The following is a 17802-nucleotide window of genomic DNA, read 5'->3' as shown; positions in this document are numbered from 1 at the left end:
GTCCCGAACTCACCGAATTCCTCCGTTGGGGACACCGATTCGGAACTTTCTCGTATGCCGTTGGCTCGCCTTGTCGACGCGGCTGCGGCCCTCGCGGCCACCCGGTCACGGACGGCGAAAACGGAAGTGGTGGCGTCGGTGCTGCGGGACCTGCGCCCGGACGAAGCCGAGGCTGCCGTGGGACTTCTCCTCGGGCGACTGCGACAGGGATCGATCGGACTGGGCTACCGGACGGTGCTGGCCGCCCGGAAGTCAGCCGCACCAGCCGACACGGCGGCATTGACGATCGGCGACGTCGACTCGGTGCTCGATGAGATCGCAGGGCTGGGCGGCTCGGGATCAACCGGTGCCCGCAACACAGCACTCGTGGAGTTGTTCGGGCAGGCGACGGCGACGGAGCTGGACTACCTGGTGCGAGCCTTCACCGGGGAGATGCGGACGGGAGCCCTCGAGGGAGTGCTCACCGACGGGCTGGCGCGAGCGGTGGACCTGCCGCTGACGGAGGTCCGACGCGCTGTGATGCTCAGCGGATCGTTGGCAGGGACGGTGGGGCTGGCCCTCGAGTCGCCGGAGTCTCTCGCGGACGTCGGGTTGGCGGTGCTCACTCCCGTACAGCCCATGTTGGCCTCGACCGCTGCGGACGTCGGTGCTGCGCTGGCCGTCACCGGTGAGGCATCCGTGGAGCACAAGCTCGATGGCGCGCGGATTCAGGTGCACCGCAGCGGTTCTGACGTCCGCGTCTTCACGAGGTCCCTCGCAGACATCACCCCGCGCGTGCCGGAGATCGTCGAAGTGGCGCTGTCCCTACCTGTCGACTCGGTGATCCTCGACGGCGAAACCCTCATGCTCGACGACGACGGTGGGCCGCGCCCGTTCCAGGACACCATGAGCAGATTCGGCGCTGACCAGTCACGTGAGCAGGTGCTCGCGCCCCGGTTCTTCGACGCCCTGCACCTCGACGGGGAGGACCTCATCGACCGGCCACTGTCGGAACGGTTGGCGGTGCTGGAACGGATCGCGCCGGCATACCGGATCGCTGGAGAAGTAACCACGGATCCCGTTGTCGCGGAACGAATCTCGCGCGAAGCACTGGCGGTCGGTCACGAGGGCGTCATGATCAAGGCAGTCGACTCGACCTATGCGGCCGGGCGGCGCGGCAAGCACTGGGTCAAGGTCAAGCCGGTGCACACCTACGACCTCGTCGTACTCGGAGTCGAGCGCGGGTCGGGGAGGCGCCAAGGGTGGCTGTCCAACCTCCACCTCGGCGCGCGCGACCCCGAGGGCGAGTTCGGTCCGGCGGGCGGGTTCGTCATGGTCGGCAAGACGTTCAAGGGGCTCACGGACGAGTTGCTGCAGTGGCAGACGGAGACGTTCCCGGACTATGGCGTCGACGACAACGGGTGGGCGCTGATGATGCGGCCCGAGATCGTCGTGGAGATCGCGATCGACGGGGTCCAGCGAAGCTCGCGCTATCCCGGAGGCGTCGCACTGCGGTTCGCCCGGGTCAAGCGCTACCGCGTGGACGGTGCACCTGGCAGCGGTGGCCCAGCAGGATCGAAGCGAGCGGCCGAGGCCGACACCATCCAGACCCTCCGTGCCCTGCTCCGGACCTAGCTCGCCACCTTGTTCACGCCCGGCACGGGGCTCATCAGCGACAATCCATGGGTGAGCGAGGGTGACAGGTCGGCGGCGCATACGGGGTGGGTCCCAATGGGTGATCCCGAACGTCGCCGCAGAGACGAGGAGCCCATCGGCTACGACGGGCTGTGGAGTGCCGCTGCGCTGTACGGCGGCCTGTGGGGTCTGGGCGTCTTTGTCCTTCTCACTGCCCTGATGGGCATCGACTATTTCGAGGTTCGGGGCGTACCGACCGAGCGCATCACGATCGTCTCGATCGAATCCTCCGGCACGATGGAGTCGTGTGGCGCGAAGTCGCTCTGGAATGACACGCCTGGCGAGCGCACTACCTATCGGTCGGCCAATCCGCCTCCCGGGATGGCTGCCGAATTCGCGATCACTCACTGCCCATGGCCGGAGGACAAGGTTGGCGATGTCACGACTGCCCGGCGGACCGGCGCGGGGACATCCTTCGACGACTTCTACCCCGGACCCATCGAGACGGTCGGGCAGTGGCTTGGCATGGCTGCTCTCGGCGGGCTCATGACGACCGCCGTGATGGTTGTCGTCGGCCTGATGAAGGGCTGGTGGGAGGTGCGGGATGCGCGCCGTGATCAGGAGCGACGCCGCAGCCGCAGAGGCAACATCACGGCCTGATTGTGCTTCAGCGACGTTCAGACTCCCATTTCGGCCTCAGAGTGTCGCTGTTTCGCAATGAGACCCAGCGTCAGGGGGTGGGGAGGCCGAGGACGCCCGCCGGGGTGGTGGTCGCGGCGGTGAGGACGTCGGCCTCGGAAAGCCCAGCCACGTCGATCGCCCAGCGCACGCAGTCCGCGAGGGTCGACGTCGATCCGGCGATCGATCCACGCCCCGAGCCTCCGTCGGCCAGTCGGGCGACGCCCGCCGCGACCTCGACCTCGAGCGTGCCGATCGTGTAGGAGCCGTCACCCAGACCCGTCGCCGCCATGGCATCAGAGACGAGCGCGATCTGACCGGGCCCCACGGTTTCGAACACCATCCGCACCACATCGGGAGCAAGGTGCACGCCGTCGGCGATGAGCTCGACGATGCAATCACCGCGCGCCGCGGAGGCGAGCGCCGCCGCAACGGGACCGCCGGAGCGGTGATGGAAGGCCGGCATACCGTTGAAGAGATGCGTCACGAGCGGCGGGCGACCACACGCATCGGCGATCGCTCCCAGCGTCGCGGCGACCACGTCCGCAGCGGCATCCGTGTGGCCAACAGCGGGGAGTATGCCGTGGCGCGCCAAGGCGTTGACGAGGCCCTCCGAGCCGGGCCGTTCCGGTGCAAAGGTCCACTGCACCAACGCTTCTGGGACCCCGGCCTCGGCGCACGTCGCGACGAGCGATTCGACCAGACGAAGGTCCGGGTCGGTCAGGACCGACGGGTCATGCGCGCCGCGGCGCTCGTTCGACAGGAACGGACCCTCGAGGTGGATCCCGGCCAGTTCGCCCCGGGCCACGAGGGGCGCGAGCGTCGCGACCTGCGCGACGAGCGTGTCGGGAGTGCCCGACACCAGGGACCCGACGAGGGAGCCGATGCCGGCGGCACGATGGTGGGCGGCGGCCGCCGACGAGCCAGCCGTGTCCCCGCCGAACTCATGGCCCAAGGCACCGTGACAGTGCAGGTCGACGAGGTCAGCGGGAGCGGCCGGGGTGCTCATTCCGTGGCCAGCGCCTTCTCGATGTCGCCCTTGAGGGACTCGGGAAGCGTGGTCGGTGCGTAGCGGTCGATGACGGCGCCATCGCGGCCGACGAGGAACTTCGTGAAGTTCCACTTGATCTTGTCGCCCAGCAGTCCGCCCTTCTCCTCGCGAAGCCACTGGAAGAGCGGGTGGGCGTTGTCGCCGTTGACGTCGATCTTCTCGAACATCGGGAAGCTCACGCCGTAGTTGCGCTGGCAGAACGCGCCAATCTCCTCGGCGGTGCCGGGCTCCTGGGCGCCGAACTGGTTGCACGGGAAGCCGAGCACGACGAGCCCCTGGTCCTGGTACTCCTGCCACAGCTTCTCGAGGCCCTCGAACTGCGGGGTCAGACCACACTCGGACGCGGTGTTGACGACGAGAACGACCTGGCCGGCATACGTGGAAAGGTCCTGTGGGTCGCCCGCGAGACTGGTCGCGGAGAAGTCGGACAGGGTCTTTTCACGAGTCGTCTCAGTCATGCACCGACCCTAGCCGCCAGCGCGATTCGACTTTGTGCCCGAATGGGACACGCTCCTCGGCCGAAGGCCTCCCCTGCCTGTCCCATTGGGGCACGAAGTCGCCCATGGGGTCAGACGCAGTGGACCGTGATGCCGGCCGCCCTCAGCTCGGCGACCCGCGGGTCTGCGTCGACCGCGGTGGTCACGAGTGTGCTGACCTGCTCGGCGTCGCAGATGATCGTGAACGCGCGCTCCCCGAGCTTGGCCTCGGCCGCGACGACGATGACCTCGCGCGCCCGCTCGACCATGAGTCGTGAGACGGCGGCTTCGTCCTCGTGCTCACACGTGGCGCCTTCGGCGGCGGACAGGCCGTTCACGCCGAGGATGGCGACGTCGAGCCAGAGTTGGCTGAGGCCCGCGATGGCGAGGGGGCCGGTGACCTCGTAGGACTCGGGTCGCGGAATTCCACCGAGGCTGACGCAACGGACGTGCGGGCGCAGGACGGCCTCGACCGCGATGTTGAGCGCGCTGGTGACGAGGGTGAACTCTCGCGGCGACACATCCTCGCGGGCGGCGAGCGTGCGCGCGACTGCCGTCGTGGTCGTCCCGCCGTTCATGCCGACGACGGCGCCGGGCGCGACGAGCTCGGACGTGGCCCGGGCGATGCGCTCGAGGTCGGAGTCCTTCTGGCTCGCGCGATAGCGGTAGGGCAACTCGTAGGCCACCGACGTCGCCACGACACCGCCATGGTTGCGCGTGACGAGCTGGCGCCGGGTGAGCTCCGAGAAGTCCCGTCGGATGGTGGCCTCAGAGACGCCGAGCCGTTCGGCTGCAGCGGACACGCTGAGCCGCCCCTCGGTCGCCAGGAGGTCGAGGATGGCCGACAGCCGCGAGGCCCGATGGCGATGGCCGTCGGGGGCGACGTCGAGGCGTTCGGTCATGTCGGTGACTGTATCGCTCAGGTTCACGCAGCGCACGCGTCACTTGTTGCGCGAGTATGCACGTTTGGAGATACTGTCAATCACCTTCACGCACCTCGCCATCATGTGATCAAGGACCCGACCATGACCTTCCTCGCGCAGGAGATCGCCACCCAACCCGACGACTGGGCCGCCGTCGTGGCCCACCTCCCGGAGGTTGCGCACCTTCTGCCGGCTCCCGGGGAACGTGTCGCGACGATCGGATGCGGCACGTCGTGGTTCATGGGCCAGGCGTATGCCGTCCTGCGCGAGTCCCTGGGACAGGGCGTCACCGACGCTTTCGCCGCGTCCGAGCACCACCTGGCGCGGGGCTACGACCGCGTGGTCGTCATCACCCGCTCGGGCACGACGACCGAGGTCATCGAGGTTGTCGAGGAGCTGCGCGCAGCCGGGACGCCGCACGTCGCGATCGTCGCCACGGCAGGGACTCCGGCTGCGGAGAACGCCGAGTCCACGATCCTCCTCCCCGAGGTCGACGAGCAGTCCGTCGTGCAGACCCGGTTCGCCACGACCGTCCTTGCCCTTTTGCGGGCCTCACTCGGGGAGTCGCTCGACCAGGCGATCAGCGACGCGCGCGAGGTGCTTGCGGAAGGCGAGCGGACGGCATATGAGACGCTTCTCGACGTCGAGCAGGTGACGTTCCTCGGACGAGGCTGGACCGTGGGGCTCGCCCACGAGGCGGCTCTCAAGCTGCGGGAGTCGGTGCAGTTCTGGGCCGAGTCGTATCCCGCGATGGAGTACCGCCACGGCCCGATCAGCATCGCGGCTCCCGGGCGCGCGACGTGGGCCCTGGGCCAGGTGCCGGAGGGGCTGGCGGACGACGTGCGCGCCACCGGAGGGCACTTCGAGCACCGCGACCTCGACCCCATGGCCGAGCTGGTGCGGGTGCATCGCTACTGCCTGGTGCGCGCGCTCGCCGCGGGGATCAACCCGGATGAGCCGCGCAACCTGACCCGCTCGATCATTCTCGACGACGCCAGCTGATGGGGCTTTCGCCCCTCGCTCCGGTCCTGGCCGAGGCGCGCTCGCGTGGCGGGGCCGTGGGCGCGTTCAACGTCATACAGATCGAACATGCCGAGGCGTATGCCGTTGCAGCAGAACGCTGTTCACTTCCCGTCGTGATGCAGATCAGTGAGAACTGCGTCCGCTATCACGGGTCGCTGCGGCCCATCGCGGCTGCGACGTTGGCGATCGCCGAGTCGTGTTCGGTGCCGGTCGTCGTGCACCTGGACCACGCCGAGTCGCTTGACCTGGTCGACGAGGCGGTGGGGCTGGGACTGACGTCGGTGATGTTCGACGGGTCGAAGCTGCCCGACGACGCGAACCGCGCTGCGACCCGACGCGTGGTGGAGCAGTGTCACGCCGCGGGGATCTCGGTCGAGGCCGAGCTCGGTGAGGTGGGCGGCAAGGACGGCGTGCACGCGGCGGGGGTGCGGACCGACCCCGGGGACGCGGCGCTCTTTGTCGCGGAGACGGGAGTCGATGCGCTGGCCGTGGCGGTGGGGTCGTCGCACGCGATGACCGAACGTGTGGCCGTGCTGGACACTGGTCTTATCGCGGCGATCGCGGCGGAGGTGCCGGTGCCGCTCGTGCTGCACGGGTCGAGCGGGGTGCCGGACGAGGGGCTCGTGGCCGCGGTGCGGGCGGGGATGACGAAGGTCAACATTGCGACGCACCTCAACCAGGTGTGGACCGAGGCGATGGTGGCGCGGCTCGACGCGTCTGCGACGGTGGACACGCGGAAGTACCTCGGCGCGGCGCGCGACGCCGTCGCCGACGAGGCCGAACGCCTCCTCCGCCTCCTCGCCCGTCCCTAACTCACCCAATTGGACGGCTCCGTACCGAACTCACCCAAATAGGACGGCTCCGCACCGAACTCACCCAATTGGACGGCTCCGTACCGAACTCACCCAATTGGACGCTTGGGTACAGCAGACACCCACCGGCCCGTACCGAACCGTCCAATTGGGTGAGTTCCGCACGACGGGTCGGCGTCAGGCGTGCTCGATGACCTCGACGTCGTCGAGGAGGGAGTCGACGTCGGCGCGGTCGATCACGCCGGCAACCATCTGTCGCACGGCGGCAGCCGACCAGGCGACACCGACCCGCAGCACCTCCGGCCAGTCGACCTCGTCGCGCGGCGTTCCGTCGAGTCCGGCCGAGATCGCGGCCGTGAGGGCGTCGCCCGCGCCGGTCGCGTTGCCCGCCGCTCGGGTGCGGGGACGCGCCTCGAAGTGCCGACCGGACGATGTGAGGAGGACGAGCCCGTCCGCACCCTTGGAGATCAGCGCGGCCCAGGCCCCAGCAGCGAGAAGCGCGCGCGCAGCCTCAGTCGGCTCCTCGATGCCGGTCATCGCCGCAGCCTCGGACGCATTGGGTTTCACGAGGGCCGGGACGATCCGCAGCACCTCATTGACCCACTGGCCACGGCCATCCACGACGACTTCAGCCCCTGCATCCGCAGCGGTGCGGCACAACCGAACCAGGGTGTCGTCCGGAGTCTGGGGCGGCAGGCTCCCCGAGACGGTGAACACGTCCCCCGGGCTGAGGGTTGCGGCCACGATGTCCGTGAGCTCGTCCCAGACCTCGGCAGGCTGCGGGTTGCCCTGTTCGTTGAGCACCGTCGCCTCGCCGTCCGCCCCGAAGACCGCCACCGACCGGCGAGTCGCGACAGGCGTGTCGACGAGTCGGAGTCGCAGGCCACGCTGAGCCGCATCCTCGACGAAGAACTCACGCTGCCGATCCCCGAGGGGCGCGAGGGCCACGTGGTCGATGCCCATGCAGGCCAGGACCCCGGCGACGTTGAGACCCTTGCCTCCCGCATGGGTTCCGGTGACCGAGACGCGATGGGTCTCGCCCACGAGAAGGCGCGGCACGGCATACGTGATGTCGAGAGCCGGATTGGGGGTGAGGGTGAGGATCACGTGAGGGTCTCCAGGGCGAGAAGGGATGCTCCAAGTGCCGCGGCACGGTCACCGAGTGCTGCGTGAGTCACGGTGATGCGCTCGTGGCCCAAGGCGCCAACGAGCCTGTCGCGCAACGGATCCAGCAGGACGCCGCCCGCCAGGGCCAGCCCGCCACCGACCAGGAGGACGCGCGTCCCGGCTGCCGCGCACACCGGCGCGATGACCCGAACGAGTGCATCGATCGCGCCCTCCCAGATCCGGATCGCCTCGGCGTCTCCGGCAGCAACGGCCCGACTCACCGCTTCGGCATCACCCTCGCGCCCCAGCTCCCGCCACGCGCGCCCCAGAGCCCCGGCGCTCGCCACCGCCTCGAGGCACCCTCGCCGACCACAGCCACAGACCGGCCCCTCGGGAGCCACGGTCACGTGACCGATCTCGCCGGTCCACTCCGTGCCGGCGACCACCCGCCCGGAGGTGAGGAGCGCACCAGCGATGCCCGTCCCCAGGGCGACGAACAACGCGTCCGGGACCCCGAGCGCCGCACCGAGCCGGTGTTCGGCCAGCAGTCCGGCCCGGACGTCGTGACCCACGGCGACCGGAACGTCGAACCGAGCCTCGAGCCGCTCCCGCAGTGGGAGATCGCGCCAGCCGAGGTTGGCCGACCACGCCGCCACCCCGGTGGCCTCCTCGACGAGACCGGGGACGACCGCCCCGACAGCTGTAAGCATGCCGTCAAGGCCTTCGTCCACTGCACGATCGAGCAGCGTGGACACCGTCTCGGAGATGACGTCGACGACCCGTTCGCCGGGCTGGGTAGGCGTGGGAGCGGTGTGCGCCAACACGATTGAGCCATCGGCGTCGCTGAGCACGGACTTGACCCGGGTCCCCCCGACGTCGACTCCCGCCACCAGCCTCATCGCCACGCTGGCCAGTCTAGGGTTCGGGCACACGGCCCCGATTGAGGGGAATCGGCCCTCAGCCCCTAGACTCGACTTCAGCGGTCCGCACTGTTCTGCCTCGGACCTGCTTCTTCTTTTCTCACTGTCGATGCCATTGCGCCGCGACCGAGAGACACGAAGCCGCCAACACTGACGTTGCGCCAGGCCTCGCGAGACTCGGAACGCGCCGGGCAGAACCGACTGCATCAGAAACTCTCTGGAGTACTCCTTCGTGTCCACTGACACCCTCACCCCTGCCCCGACGACGTCCCGCGACACCGCGGGCTTCGCCCGGCTGGGCGTTCCCGAGTCGCTCGTCCGCGTCCTCGCGGACCGCGACATCACCTCTCCCACGCCGATTCAGGCCGCGACGCTCCCTGACAGCCTCGCCGGTCGGGACGTGCTCGGCCGGGGCCGCACCGGCTCCGGCAAGACCTACGCGTTCCTCCTGCCGGTGCTCGCGCGCCTCGCGGCGGACGGCGGTCGTCGACGCCAGTCGAAGCGCCCCCGCGCCCTCATTCTCGCGCCGACGCGCGAACTAGCGACCCAGATCGACGACGCACTGGCGCCGCTCGCGAAGCCACTCGGCCTCACATCCAAGACGGTCTTCGGTGGCGTCGGCCAGAACCCCCAGGTCCAGGCGATCGCCCGCGGTGTCGACGTCGTCGTGGCCTGCCCCGGTCGCCTCGAGGACCTCATCGGTCAGGGCCACGTGAACCTCGACTCCGTCGAAATCACCGTGCTCGACGAGGCCGACCACATGGCCGACCTCGGCTTTCTCCCGGGCGTGAAGCGCATCATGGACCGTACGCCGGGTGACGGTCAGCGCATGCTCTTCTCGGCCACGCTCGACGCCGGGATCAACACGCTCGTCAAGCGTTACCTCACGTCGCCCGTCACGCACGAGGCCGACTCGGCGCAGTCACCGGTCGCCACGATGAGCCACCACGTCCTGCACGTCACGGCCGACGCCCACCTGCCCGTGCTGGTCGACCTCACCGCCGCTCCCGGTCGCAAGGTCGTCTTCACGCGCACCAAGCACCGCGCCAAGAAGCTCGCCCGCCAGCTCAACGCCGAGGGCATCCCGGCCGTCGAGCTCCACGGCAACCTCAGCCAGAACGCCCGCACCCGCACCATGGACGCGTTCCACTCGGGCACGGCGCACACGCTCGTCGCGACCGACATCGCCGCTCGCGGCATCCACGTCGACGACGTCGGCCTCGTCATCCACGCCGACCCGCCGGTCGAGCACAAGGCCTACCTCCACCGCTCCGGCCGCACCGCCCGCGCGGGCAACTCCGGCACGGTCGTCACGCTGATGATGGACGACCAGATCCGCGACGTCCGCGACCTCACCCGCAAGGCCGGGATCAAGCCGACGACGACCAAGGTCAACCCGTCCCACCCGCTCCTGACCGAGCTAGCGCCGGGTGAGCGCACCTTCCCCGGTCCGTTCGTCGTGCCGGGCGCGGCTCCCCAGGGTGGGGGCCAGCGCGGCGGTGGGCAGCGTTCCGGCGGCGGTCAGCGTTCGGGTGGTGGACAGCGTTCCGGCGGTGGACAGCGTTCGGGTGGTCAGCGCCAGTCCGGCGGCCAGCGTTCGGGTGGTGGACAGCGTTCCGGCGGTGGCCAGCCCGAGGGTCAGCGCAGCGGCGGCCCCCGTCGCTCCGGCGGCCAGTCGGGCGGGCAGCGACGCAGCGGCGGGGCGGCGGCGTTCTCGTCGCAGTCGCGCGCCGGTCGCCGAGGCTGACAAACCCTTCACAACGATCCGGTATGCCGGCCGCGCAGCTCGTGCGGCCGGCATACCGGATCGCCTTTGTGTGCGTCCCCACCCGAGGAATTCGGTGAGTTCGGTACGTCAGGTGGCCCGGTTCGTCCGTGCCCCAACCGTCCAAATTGGGTGAGTTCGGGCCTGCAGGCGACTCAGGCGGGCGGGCCTAACCGTCCAATTGGGTGAGTTCGGTACGGCAGGCGACTCAGGCGGGCGGGCCTAACCGTCCAATTGGGTGAGTTCGGTACGGGAGGCGCCGGCGATGAGGGCGTCGAGTCCGAAGACGAACGCCGGCAGGTCCGCCTCATCCTCGTCGCCCGCAGGCAGGACACCGGCCCGGGTGAAGTCGGCGCGGCTCTGCTGTTCGCTCGTCGCGCCGAGGACGTAGTGCGTCACGGCCTGCGCGGTCCACGCCGCAGGATCCGGCTCCAGCACCTCGAGCAGCGCCGTGTGCATCGCGCGCCGCACCGGCAGCGGGGTGTCCGCGAGCGCCTGCGCCAGGGTCACGATCTCGGCCCCGTTGCGATGGGCCAGCAGGGCCTCACGGAACGAGAGAGCGATCGTCCGCACGGCCGCCAGCGGCTCATCACGCGTCGACGCCTCCAGCGGGACGCTGCTGATGATCCGCGACGCGACGGCTGCCAACAGGTCCTGCTTGCTCTTGACGTGCCAGTAGAGCGCACCCGGTTGGACATCCAGCGACGTCGCCAGTCGGCGCATGGAAAGGGACTCCAGGCCGTACTCATCGAGCAGCGCGACTGCCGCGTCGACCACGAGGGATCGCGTCAACGCCATGGGATTCCTCGGGGTGGGGCTCGGTCGCGGGCACCGCGATCGTATCCTTGAACGGTGTTCAATTCCTTTGACGACCTGGCCGACCAGCAGCTCGCCGGCGGCGTGCTCACCCGAGACGACGCCCTGGCGATCCTCCGTTCACCCGACGAGGCACTGCTCTCGCTGGTCGCCGCCGGCGGCCGGCTGAGGCGCGCGGCCTTCGGCAACACGGTCAAGGTCAACTACCTCGTCAACCTCAAGTCGGGACTCTGCCCCGAGGACTGCGGCTACTGCTCGCAGAGGCTCGGATCGACGAGCGACATCCTCAAGTACAGCTGGCTCAGCGAGCAGGAGACCGCCGACCAGGCCGCCGTGGGCATCAAGGCCGGAGCCTCCCGGGTCTGCCTCGTGGCCAGCGGTCGCGGCCCGAGCAACCGCGACATCGACCGCGTCTCCGGGATGGTCGACGAGCTCAAGTCCCAGCACCCCGCCGTCGAGGTCTGCGTCTGTCTCGGGCTCCTCAAGGAGGGTCAGGCCGAGCGGCTGCGCGACGCGGGCGCCGACGCCTACAACCACAACCTCAACACGGCCGAGTCCCGCTACGAGGACATCTGCTCGACCCACACCTTCGACGACCGGGTCGACACCGTCGACAAGGCGCAGCAGGCTGGACTCTCGGCCTGCTCGGGCCTCATCGTCGGCATGGGCGAGAGCGACGAGGAGCTCGTCGACGCGATGTTCGCGCTGCGCGACCTCGGGGGTGACTCGATCCCGGTGAACTTCCTCATGCCCTTCGAGGGAACGCCACTCGAGGGCACCTGGGAGCTCGACCCACGCCGCTGCATCCGGATCCTCGCGCTGGCCCGATTCGCCTGTCCCACAACCGAAGTCCGCATGTCCGGCGGCCGCGAGATGCACCTGCGCACCCTGCAGCCGCTCGGGCTGCACCTGGCCAACTCGCTCTTCCTCGGCGACTACCTCACGAGTGAGGGGCAGGAGGCTACCGCCGACCTCGACCTCATCAAGGACTCCGGCTTCACCGTGCTGGGTGCCGGCGACGACGCGGACCCCAGCAACGAGGAGCGCCGCGACGAGGTCATCCTGCGCCAGCGCGGCGCCGGGACGACGTCTCCTGCGAATGCCTGACGCGACGCTGCTGCGGAGCGACACCCGGCTCATCGGCCGCGAACGCGGCCTGGTGTGGCACCCCTACGCCCCGCTCACCTCGCCGGCGCTCTTCCAGGTCGACGCCGCCGAGGGTGTCCGCCTCACGCTGACCGACGCCGACGGCACCAGCCACGAAGTCATCGACGGCATGAGTTCGTGGTGGAGCACCATCCATGGCTACCGCCACCCCGAACTGGACCGCGCGCTCGCCGAGCAATCCGGACGGTTCAGCCACGTCATGTTCGGCGGGCTCACCCACGAGCCGGCCGTCGCCCTGGCGGAGCGCCTCGTCGCCCTGACGCCGCCCGAACTCCAGCACGTCTTCCTCGCCGACTCGGGATCAGTCTCCGTGGAGGTCGCGCTCAAGCTGGCGGTGCAATACCAAGCAGCCCGGGGCCGACCCGGCCGCCGGCGCTTCGTGGCCCTGCGCGGCGGCTACCACGGCGACACTGCGGGAGCGATGAGCGTGTGCGATCCCGTCGACGGGATGCACGCGACCTTCGCGGGTCACGTCTCCGAGCAGATTTTCCTTCCCCGTATGCCGTCCGCTCGCCTTGTCGACGGCGCTCTCGTCTCCGACGCGGACGCCGTCGCGAACTGGTGTGCCACGGCCGAGGTGACCATCGCCCACCATGCCGATGAGGTGGCCGGGATCATCGTGGAGCCGGTGCTGCAGGGCGCCGGTGGCATGTACGTCTACGCCCCCGAGTGCCTGACCTTCCTGCGGGCGGTGGCGGACGCGCACGGGCTGCTCCTCATCTGCGACGAGATCGCGACCGGCTTCGGGCGGACCGGCCGGATGTTCGCGGGGGAGTGGGCGGACGTCGTCCCCGACATCCTCTGTGTGGGCAAGGCCCTGACCGGCGGCTACCTCACGCTGGCCGCGATGATCTGCTCGACCAAGGTCGCCGCAGCCCTCGAGGGCACCCCGCAAGCGGCACTGCTGCACGGCCCGACGTTCATGGGGAACCCGCTCGCGTGCGCGGTGGCCGCGGCTTCGCTGTCGCTGGTGGAGCGCGACGGCCTCGACCGCGTCGAACGCATCCGACTGGCGCTGACCACCTCCTTGCTGGGCGATGCCGCCGACGCCTGCGGGGTCCCCCGCCCCAGCAGTGTGCGAGACATCCGCGTCCTCGGCGCCGTCGGCGTGGTCGAGCTCGACCGCCCGGTCGACGTCCCCGGCGTGACCGCTGCCGCCGTGAGACACGGCGTCTGGCTGCGCCCCTTCCGCAACCTCGTCTATGCCATGCCGCCCTATGTGTCCACCGACGACGTGCGCACCATCGGTCACGCCATGCTCCAAGCCGTCGCCGAGGTGCACGGCTGATGGGCGCCATGGACGTCTGGCTCGCCGACGCCGCGCGGGTGCGAGGGCGGCGGGACATGGAGCGCTTCACCCGACTCCACCCCGAGGCCGTCGTCGACTTCGCCGGCAACGACTACCTCGACCTGTCCCGCCACCCCCAGGTGGTGGCCGCGGCGTGCGAGGCCATGGAGCGGCACGGCGCCGGAGCCCGAGCCTCCCGCGTCGTCACCGGAACCCTCCAGGTCCACGCCCGCCTCGAGCAGGCGCTGTGCCAACTCACGGGACGCGAGGCAGCACTGGTCTTCTCGAGCGGATACACCGCCAACCTCGGAATCCTCGGTGCCCTGAGCAGTCCCGACACCCTCCTCGTGCTCGACGCACACATCCACGCCTCCTTGATCGACGGCGCCCGGGCGTCGCGCTCACCGGTCGCGACCTTCGCCCACCAGGACCTCGCAGCGCTAGACACCGTCCTCGCCGAACGGACCCAGCGGCGGGCCGTCGTCGCCGTCGAGTCGGTCTACTCCGTCCTCGGCGACGCGACCGATCTCGCCGCGATGGTCGAGGTCTGCCGACGGCACGACGCCGTCCTTGTCGTCGACGAGGCCCACGGCATCGGTGTCCTCGGCCAGGGCCGGGGTGCCGTTCACGCCGCGGGGCTCGCCGACGCCGACGACGTCATCGTGACCGCGACGCTCTCGAAGGCGCTCGGTTCCATGGGCGGCGCGGTCCTCGGGTCCGCAGCCCTGCGCGACCACCTCGTCAACGCCGCACGCAGCTTCCTCTTCGACACCGCGCTGGCACCCGCACCCGCAGCAGCCGCTGCGTCGGCCTGCGCCGTCATCGAGGCCGAGCCGTCGCGGGTGCAGCGGCTCCACGACGTCGCCGACCTGCTAGCCAACGAACTCGGCGTCGCCCGGACACCAGGAGCGGTGCAGTCCCGCCCCATGCCGAGCGCCGCAGACGCCTTCCGGGTGTCGCAGCAGTTGCGCGAAGCCGGAGTCCTCGTCGGCTGCTTCCGTCCGCCCAGCGTGCCCGATGGCATCTCGCGCTTGCGGGTCACCGCACACAGCGACGCGGCTCACTCCGATGTATGCCGTGCCGCCCAGCTCATCCGCGAGCTCACCTCAGTGGGGGCCCCCGCGTGAGAGCCGCCGTACCGAACCCACCCAATTGGACGGTTGCGCACGAACGCCCCGGCGCACCCGCCGTACCGAACTCACCCAATTGGACGGTTACGCACGCACACCCCGGCTCACCCGCCGTACCGAACTCACCCAAATGGACGGTTGCGCACGGACGCCCCGACTCACCTGCCGTACCCAACTCACCCAATTGGACGGTGACGCACACGACGCCGTACCTCACGGTGCGCGACCCGGATCAGGTCCGAGAGGTCCTCCGGCGGGTCGACGACTTCGCGCCCCACAACGCGCTGGTCAGCGTGACACCGTTGAGTCCGGAAGCCCTCCGCATCCTCAGCCGAGTCGGCTTCGCCCTCCCCGACGTCCTGGCCTCGGCCACCGGCGAGGCGCACCGGCGGGTGCGGAGTCTCGTCACGGCATACTTCAGTCCTACGAAGGTCGCACGGATCGAGCCGCGCGTACGCCACCTCACGGACGCACGCTGCGAGACCGTCCGGGCACGCCTCGACGACGGACCCGTCGACCTCGTGCGCGAACTCAGCCGCCACATCCCGCCGGTGATCATGCAGGACCTCATTGGCAGCGGCTGCCCCGACCTCGACCTGCTCAACCGGTGGAGCCGCGACTCGCTCGAGCTGTTCTGGGGCTGGCCGGATCCGGAGCGACAGCTCGAGTTGGCCCACAGCGCGGCCGAGCTCTATGCGTGGCTGCGCAAGGACGTGCGGGCCCATTGCGACGACTCCAGCCTCTTCGGCACCCTGCACCAGAACGGTCTGGGTGAGCGTGAGATCTGCTCGCTCGGCTACTTCCTCCTCATCGCCGGACAGGAGACCACGGCTCAGCTCATCACCACCTCGCTCTATCGCACGCTGCAACACCCCAACGTCTGGCAGCGGTTGGCCGACGGCGCTCCGGCGACCGGCATCGTCCGCCGGATCCTCGCCACGGAGTCGTCAGTCCCCACGTGGCGGCGCATCGCCGCGCACGGCACCACCCTCGGCGACGCACACGTCGCCGCGGGGACGGAGATCCTGCTCGAACTGACAGGCAACCATCCAGCGGAAGCGCGCGACACGGCATACGGACTCGCTTTTGGCTATGGACCGCATCGGTGCCTCGGTGCCCGGCTGGCGGAGGTGGAGGTGGTCGCCGTGCTCGAGCAGACGGCCCGGGCGCTGCCCGGACTCCGCCTGAGCGGACCGGAGCCGGCATGGTTGCGGCTCCTGTCGTTCCAGAGCCCACTCACCCTGACCGTGCGGAGCGGAGAGTGACGGGCCACGGGTTCCGCCGGTTCGTCGTGGTGACCGGCACCGACACGGGCGTGGGCAAGACCATCGCGACGGCCGCCCTGGCCTCAATGGTCGCGGCGACAGGTGCCACCGTCACCGTGGACAAGCCGACGCAGACCGGCGTGCTGCCCGGCGAGGACGGCGACATCGAGGACGTTCTCAGGCTCAGTGGCGTCCGCGGGACCGAGGGCGTTCGCCTGCGTGAGCCGATGGCGCCGGTGCAGGCGGCTGCCTTGGAATCCAGGACGCTGCCCGCTCTCGTGGATCATCTCGGGCGGCTGCGGCAGCTCGCCGCCCGGCACGACCACGTCATCGTCGAGGGTGCCGGCGGACTGCTCGTGCCCCTCACATCCGCGGGCGAGACCCTCGCTGACCTCGCGGGCGTGCTGGGCCCCGACGCGGAGGTGGTCGTCGTCGCTCGCGCCGGCCTCGGCACGCTCAACCACACGCTGCTCACCCTGGAAGCGCTCACGGCTCGCGGACTGCACACCCGCGGCACGCTCATCGGGTCGTGGCCGGACCACCCTGACGCGGTGGACCTCGGCAACCAGGAGTTCCTCGCCGCGCTCGACGCCCCCCTGCTGGCGCGAATCCCCGCGAGGGCCGGCCATCTCGACCGTGCGGACTTCGTCCATCGGGCGCCACTCTGGTTCGCCGGCGGCGGTGTGGGCGAGGCGGGCGGGACGGGTGCGACGCCTGTGACGACCTCGTCCACGCGGTGGAGGAGAGGTTGATCGCAGACAGCCTGTGAGCCCCAGAACGGGCAGGTAGCCTCGGCCCTCACGCCCAACCCCGCACAGGAGTCGTCGATGGAGTCGAGCACCCATGCCATCAGTGCCGCGGATGGCACGTCGCTGCACACCTACCGTTGGCTGCCGGCCACCCCGCCCCGTGCGATCGTCCAGATCGCTCATGGCATGGCCGAGCATGCGGCGCGCTACGAGCGCTTCGCGAAGGAGCTCGTCAGCGCAGGCTATGCCGTCTATGCGCAGGACCACCGCGGCCACGGGCGGACGGCGTCGCCGGACGACCACGGCTACTTCGCCGACCACGACGGCTTCGCGACTGCCGTCGCCGACCTGAGCACGGTGACCGAGTTCGCGCAGGCCGAGCACCCGGGCGTTCCGGTCGTGCTCTTCGGGCACAGCATGGGCTCGTTCCTCAGCCGCGCCTACGTGACCCTGCACGGGTCCCGCCTCGCCGGCCTCATCCTGTCCGGGACCGCTGGCGACCCGGGGCCTCTCGCGGCTGTCGGCAAGCGTGTCGCCGCACTCCAGGGGCGGATTCGCGGGCGCAAGCACCGGTCGGGCCTCATGGACAAGCTGACCTTCGGACAGTTCAACACGAAGTTCAAGCCCAACCGAACGCAGTTCGACTGGCTGTCTCGTGATCACGCCGAGGTCGACAAATACATCGCGGATCCGTTGTGCGGCAACGTGTTCTCTGCCGGGTTCTTCGCCGACCTTCTCCACGGCATCCAGCAGATCAACAAGCCCAGCGCGTATGCCGCCGTCCCCACCGACCTGCCCGTGTTCGTCTTCTCGGGTGAGCTGGATCCGGTCGGCGACAACGGGAAGGGTCCGCGCGAGGTGGCCGACCGACTGCGAGCCGCTGGTGTCACCGACGTGACGACGACGATGCATCCCGAAGGTCGCCACGAGATGCTCAACGAGACCAACCGGGACGAGGTCGTCGCTGACGTCCTCGAGTGGCTCGACGAGCGGATCCCGCAGCGCGACTGACGCCCTG

Annotated in this window: 17 protein-coding genes; 11 read left to right on the top strand and 6 right to left on the bottom strand. The window is 69.9% G+C overall.

The genetic code is table 11. The features are described from left to right. Window positions 1-54 precede the first annotated feature (54 nt). Window positions 55-1614: an ATP-dependent DNA ligase gene (locus N802_RS16215; protein ID WP_035918237.1), complete on the top strand. Its 1560-nt coding sequence runs from the start codon at window positions 55-57 to the stop codon at window positions 1612-1614. Window positions 1615-1665: 51 nt separating this feature from the next. Further along, complete coding sequence (locus tag N802_RS16210) at window positions 1666-2274, top strand: hypothetical protein (RefSeq protein ID WP_156971467.1); 609 nt, start codon at window positions 1666-1668, stop codon at window positions 2272-2274. Window positions 2275-2344: 70 nt separating this feature from the next. On the opposite strand, the gene N802_RS16205 is transcribed toward N802_RS16210, so the two are convergent. The 3 genes from N802_RS16205 to N802_RS16195 all read right to left on the bottom strand — a co-directional run bounded on the left by N802_RS16205 (window position 2345) and on the right by N802_RS16195 (window position 4721). Further along, complete coding sequence (locus tag N802_RS16205; protein ID WP_035918235.1) at window positions 2345-3301, bottom strand: N-acetylglucosamine-6-phosphate deacetylase; 957 nt, start codon at window positions 3299-3301, stop codon at window positions 2345-2347. Beyond that, entirely contained in the window at window positions 3298-3801 is a 504-nt protein-coding gene (locus N802_RS16200) for a glutathione peroxidase (protein ID WP_035918234.1), read from the bottom strand. The genes N802_RS16205 and N802_RS16200 overlap by 4 nt, the downstream gene beginning before the upstream one ends. A gap of 110 nt (window positions 3802-3911) precedes the next feature. Beyond that, on the bottom strand, window positions 3912-4721 hold the full coding sequence (locus N802_RS16195; RefSeq protein WP_052110066.1) for a DeoR/GlpR family DNA-binding transcription regulator: 810 nt from the start codon (window positions 4719-4721) through the stop codon (window positions 3912-3914). Between the two features lie 123 nt (window positions 4722-4844). On the opposite strand from N802_RS16195, the gene N802_RS16190 reads away from it, so the two are divergent. Both N802_RS16190 and N802_RS16185 read left to right on the top strand, forming a co-directional pair. Then, window positions 4845-5744, top strand: coding sequence for an SIS domain-containing protein (locus N802_RS16190; protein ID WP_035918303.1), 900 nt, complete (start codon window positions 4845-4847; stop codon window positions 5742-5744). Next, the gene (locus N802_RS16185) at window positions 5744-6577 is read left to right on the top strand and encodes a class II fructose-bisphosphate aldolase (RefSeq protein WP_035918233.1); all 834 of its coding nucleotides are present in this window, start codon (window positions 5744-5746) and stop codon (window positions 6575-6577) included. Before N802_RS16190 ends, N802_RS16185 begins: the two co-directional genes overlap by 1 nt. Window positions 6578-6754: 177 nt before the next feature. Here N802_RS16185 and N802_RS16180 read toward each other — a convergent pair whose 3' ends face one another. After that, complete coding sequence (locus N802_RS16180; protein WP_035918231.1) at window positions 6755-7684, bottom strand: 1-phosphofructokinase family hexose kinase; 930 nt, start codon at window positions 7682-7684, stop codon at window positions 6755-6757. Continuing rightward, complete coding sequence (locus tag N802_RS16175) at window positions 7681-8583, bottom strand: ROK family protein (RefSeq protein ID WP_035918229.1); 903 nt, start codon at window positions 8581-8583, stop codon at window positions 7681-7683. The genes N802_RS16180 and N802_RS16175 overlap by 4 nt, the downstream gene beginning before the upstream one ends. Before the next feature lie 253 nt (window positions 8584-8836). Between N802_RS16175 and N802_RS16170 the strand changes: the two genes are divergently transcribed. Beyond that, complete coding sequence (locus tag N802_RS16170) at window positions 8837-10351, top strand: DEAD/DEAH box helicase (RefSeq protein WP_052110065.1); 1515 nt, start codon at window positions 8837-8839, stop codon at window positions 10349-10351. A 240-nt stretch (window positions 10352-10591) separates the two neighbouring features. Here the strand turns inward: N802_RS16170 and N802_RS16165 are convergent, their stop codons facing one another. After that, on the bottom strand, window positions 10592-11167 hold the full coding sequence (locus N802_RS16165) for a TetR family transcriptional regulator (protein WP_035918227.1): 576 nt from the start codon (window positions 11165-11167) through the stop codon (window positions 10592-10594). Between the two features lie 54 nt (window positions 11168-11221). Here N802_RS16165 and bioB point away from each other — a divergent pair, with 54 nt between their 5' ends. The 6 genes from bioB to N802_RS16135 all read left to right on the top strand — a co-directional run bounded on the left by bioB (window position 11222) and on the right by N802_RS16135 (window position 17795). After that, window positions 11222-12292, top strand: a complete 1071-nt coding sequence (bioB, locus tag N802_RS16160) for a biotin synthase BioB (RefSeq protein ID WP_035918225.1) — start codon at window positions 11222-11224, stop codon at window positions 12290-12292. Continuing rightward, a complete protein-coding gene (gene bioA, locus N802_RS16155) occupies window positions 12285-13640 on the top strand; it encodes an adenosylmethionine--8-amino-7-oxononanoate transaminase (RefSeq protein ID WP_035918221.1) in 1356 nt (451 codons plus the stop codon). Before bioB ends, bioA begins: the two co-directional genes overlap by 8 nt. Continuing rightward, on the top strand, window positions 13640-14767 hold the full coding sequence (locus N802_RS16150) for an 8-amino-7-oxononanoate synthase (RefSeq protein WP_035918218.1): 1128 nt from the start codon (window positions 13640-13642) through the stop codon (window positions 14765-14767). Before bioA ends, N802_RS16150 begins: the two co-directional genes overlap by 1 nt. A 194-nt stretch (window positions 14768-14961) precedes the next feature. Continuing rightward, the gene (locus tag N802_RS16145; RefSeq protein ID WP_035918214.1) at window positions 14962-16035 is read left to right on the top strand and encodes a cytochrome P450; all 1074 of its coding nucleotides are present in this window, start codon (window positions 14962-14964) and stop codon (window positions 16033-16035) included. After that, a complete protein-coding gene (gene bioD / locus N802_RS16140) occupies window positions 16032-16787 on the top strand; it encodes a dethiobiotin synthase (protein WP_052110064.1) in 756 nt (251 codons plus the stop codon). Before N802_RS16145 ends, bioD begins: the two co-directional genes overlap by 4 nt. A 75-nt stretch (window positions 16788-16862) precedes the next feature. Continuing rightward, window positions 16863-17795: an alpha/beta hydrolase gene (locus tag N802_RS16135; RefSeq protein ID WP_035918211.1), complete on the top strand. Its 933-nt coding sequence runs from the start codon at window positions 16863-16865 to the stop codon at window positions 17793-17795. Window positions 17796-17802: the final 7 nt, after the last annotated feature.

It is taken from the genome of Knoellia sinensis KCTC 19936 (assembly GCF_000768705.1).
GTDB classification, from domain to species: Bacteria; Actinomycetota; Actinomycetes; order Actinomycetales; family Dermatophilaceae; genus Knoellia; species Knoellia sinensis.
Note: the sequence above shows the minus strand (reverse complement) of the source record. Positions and strands in the feature narration are given on the sequence as shown.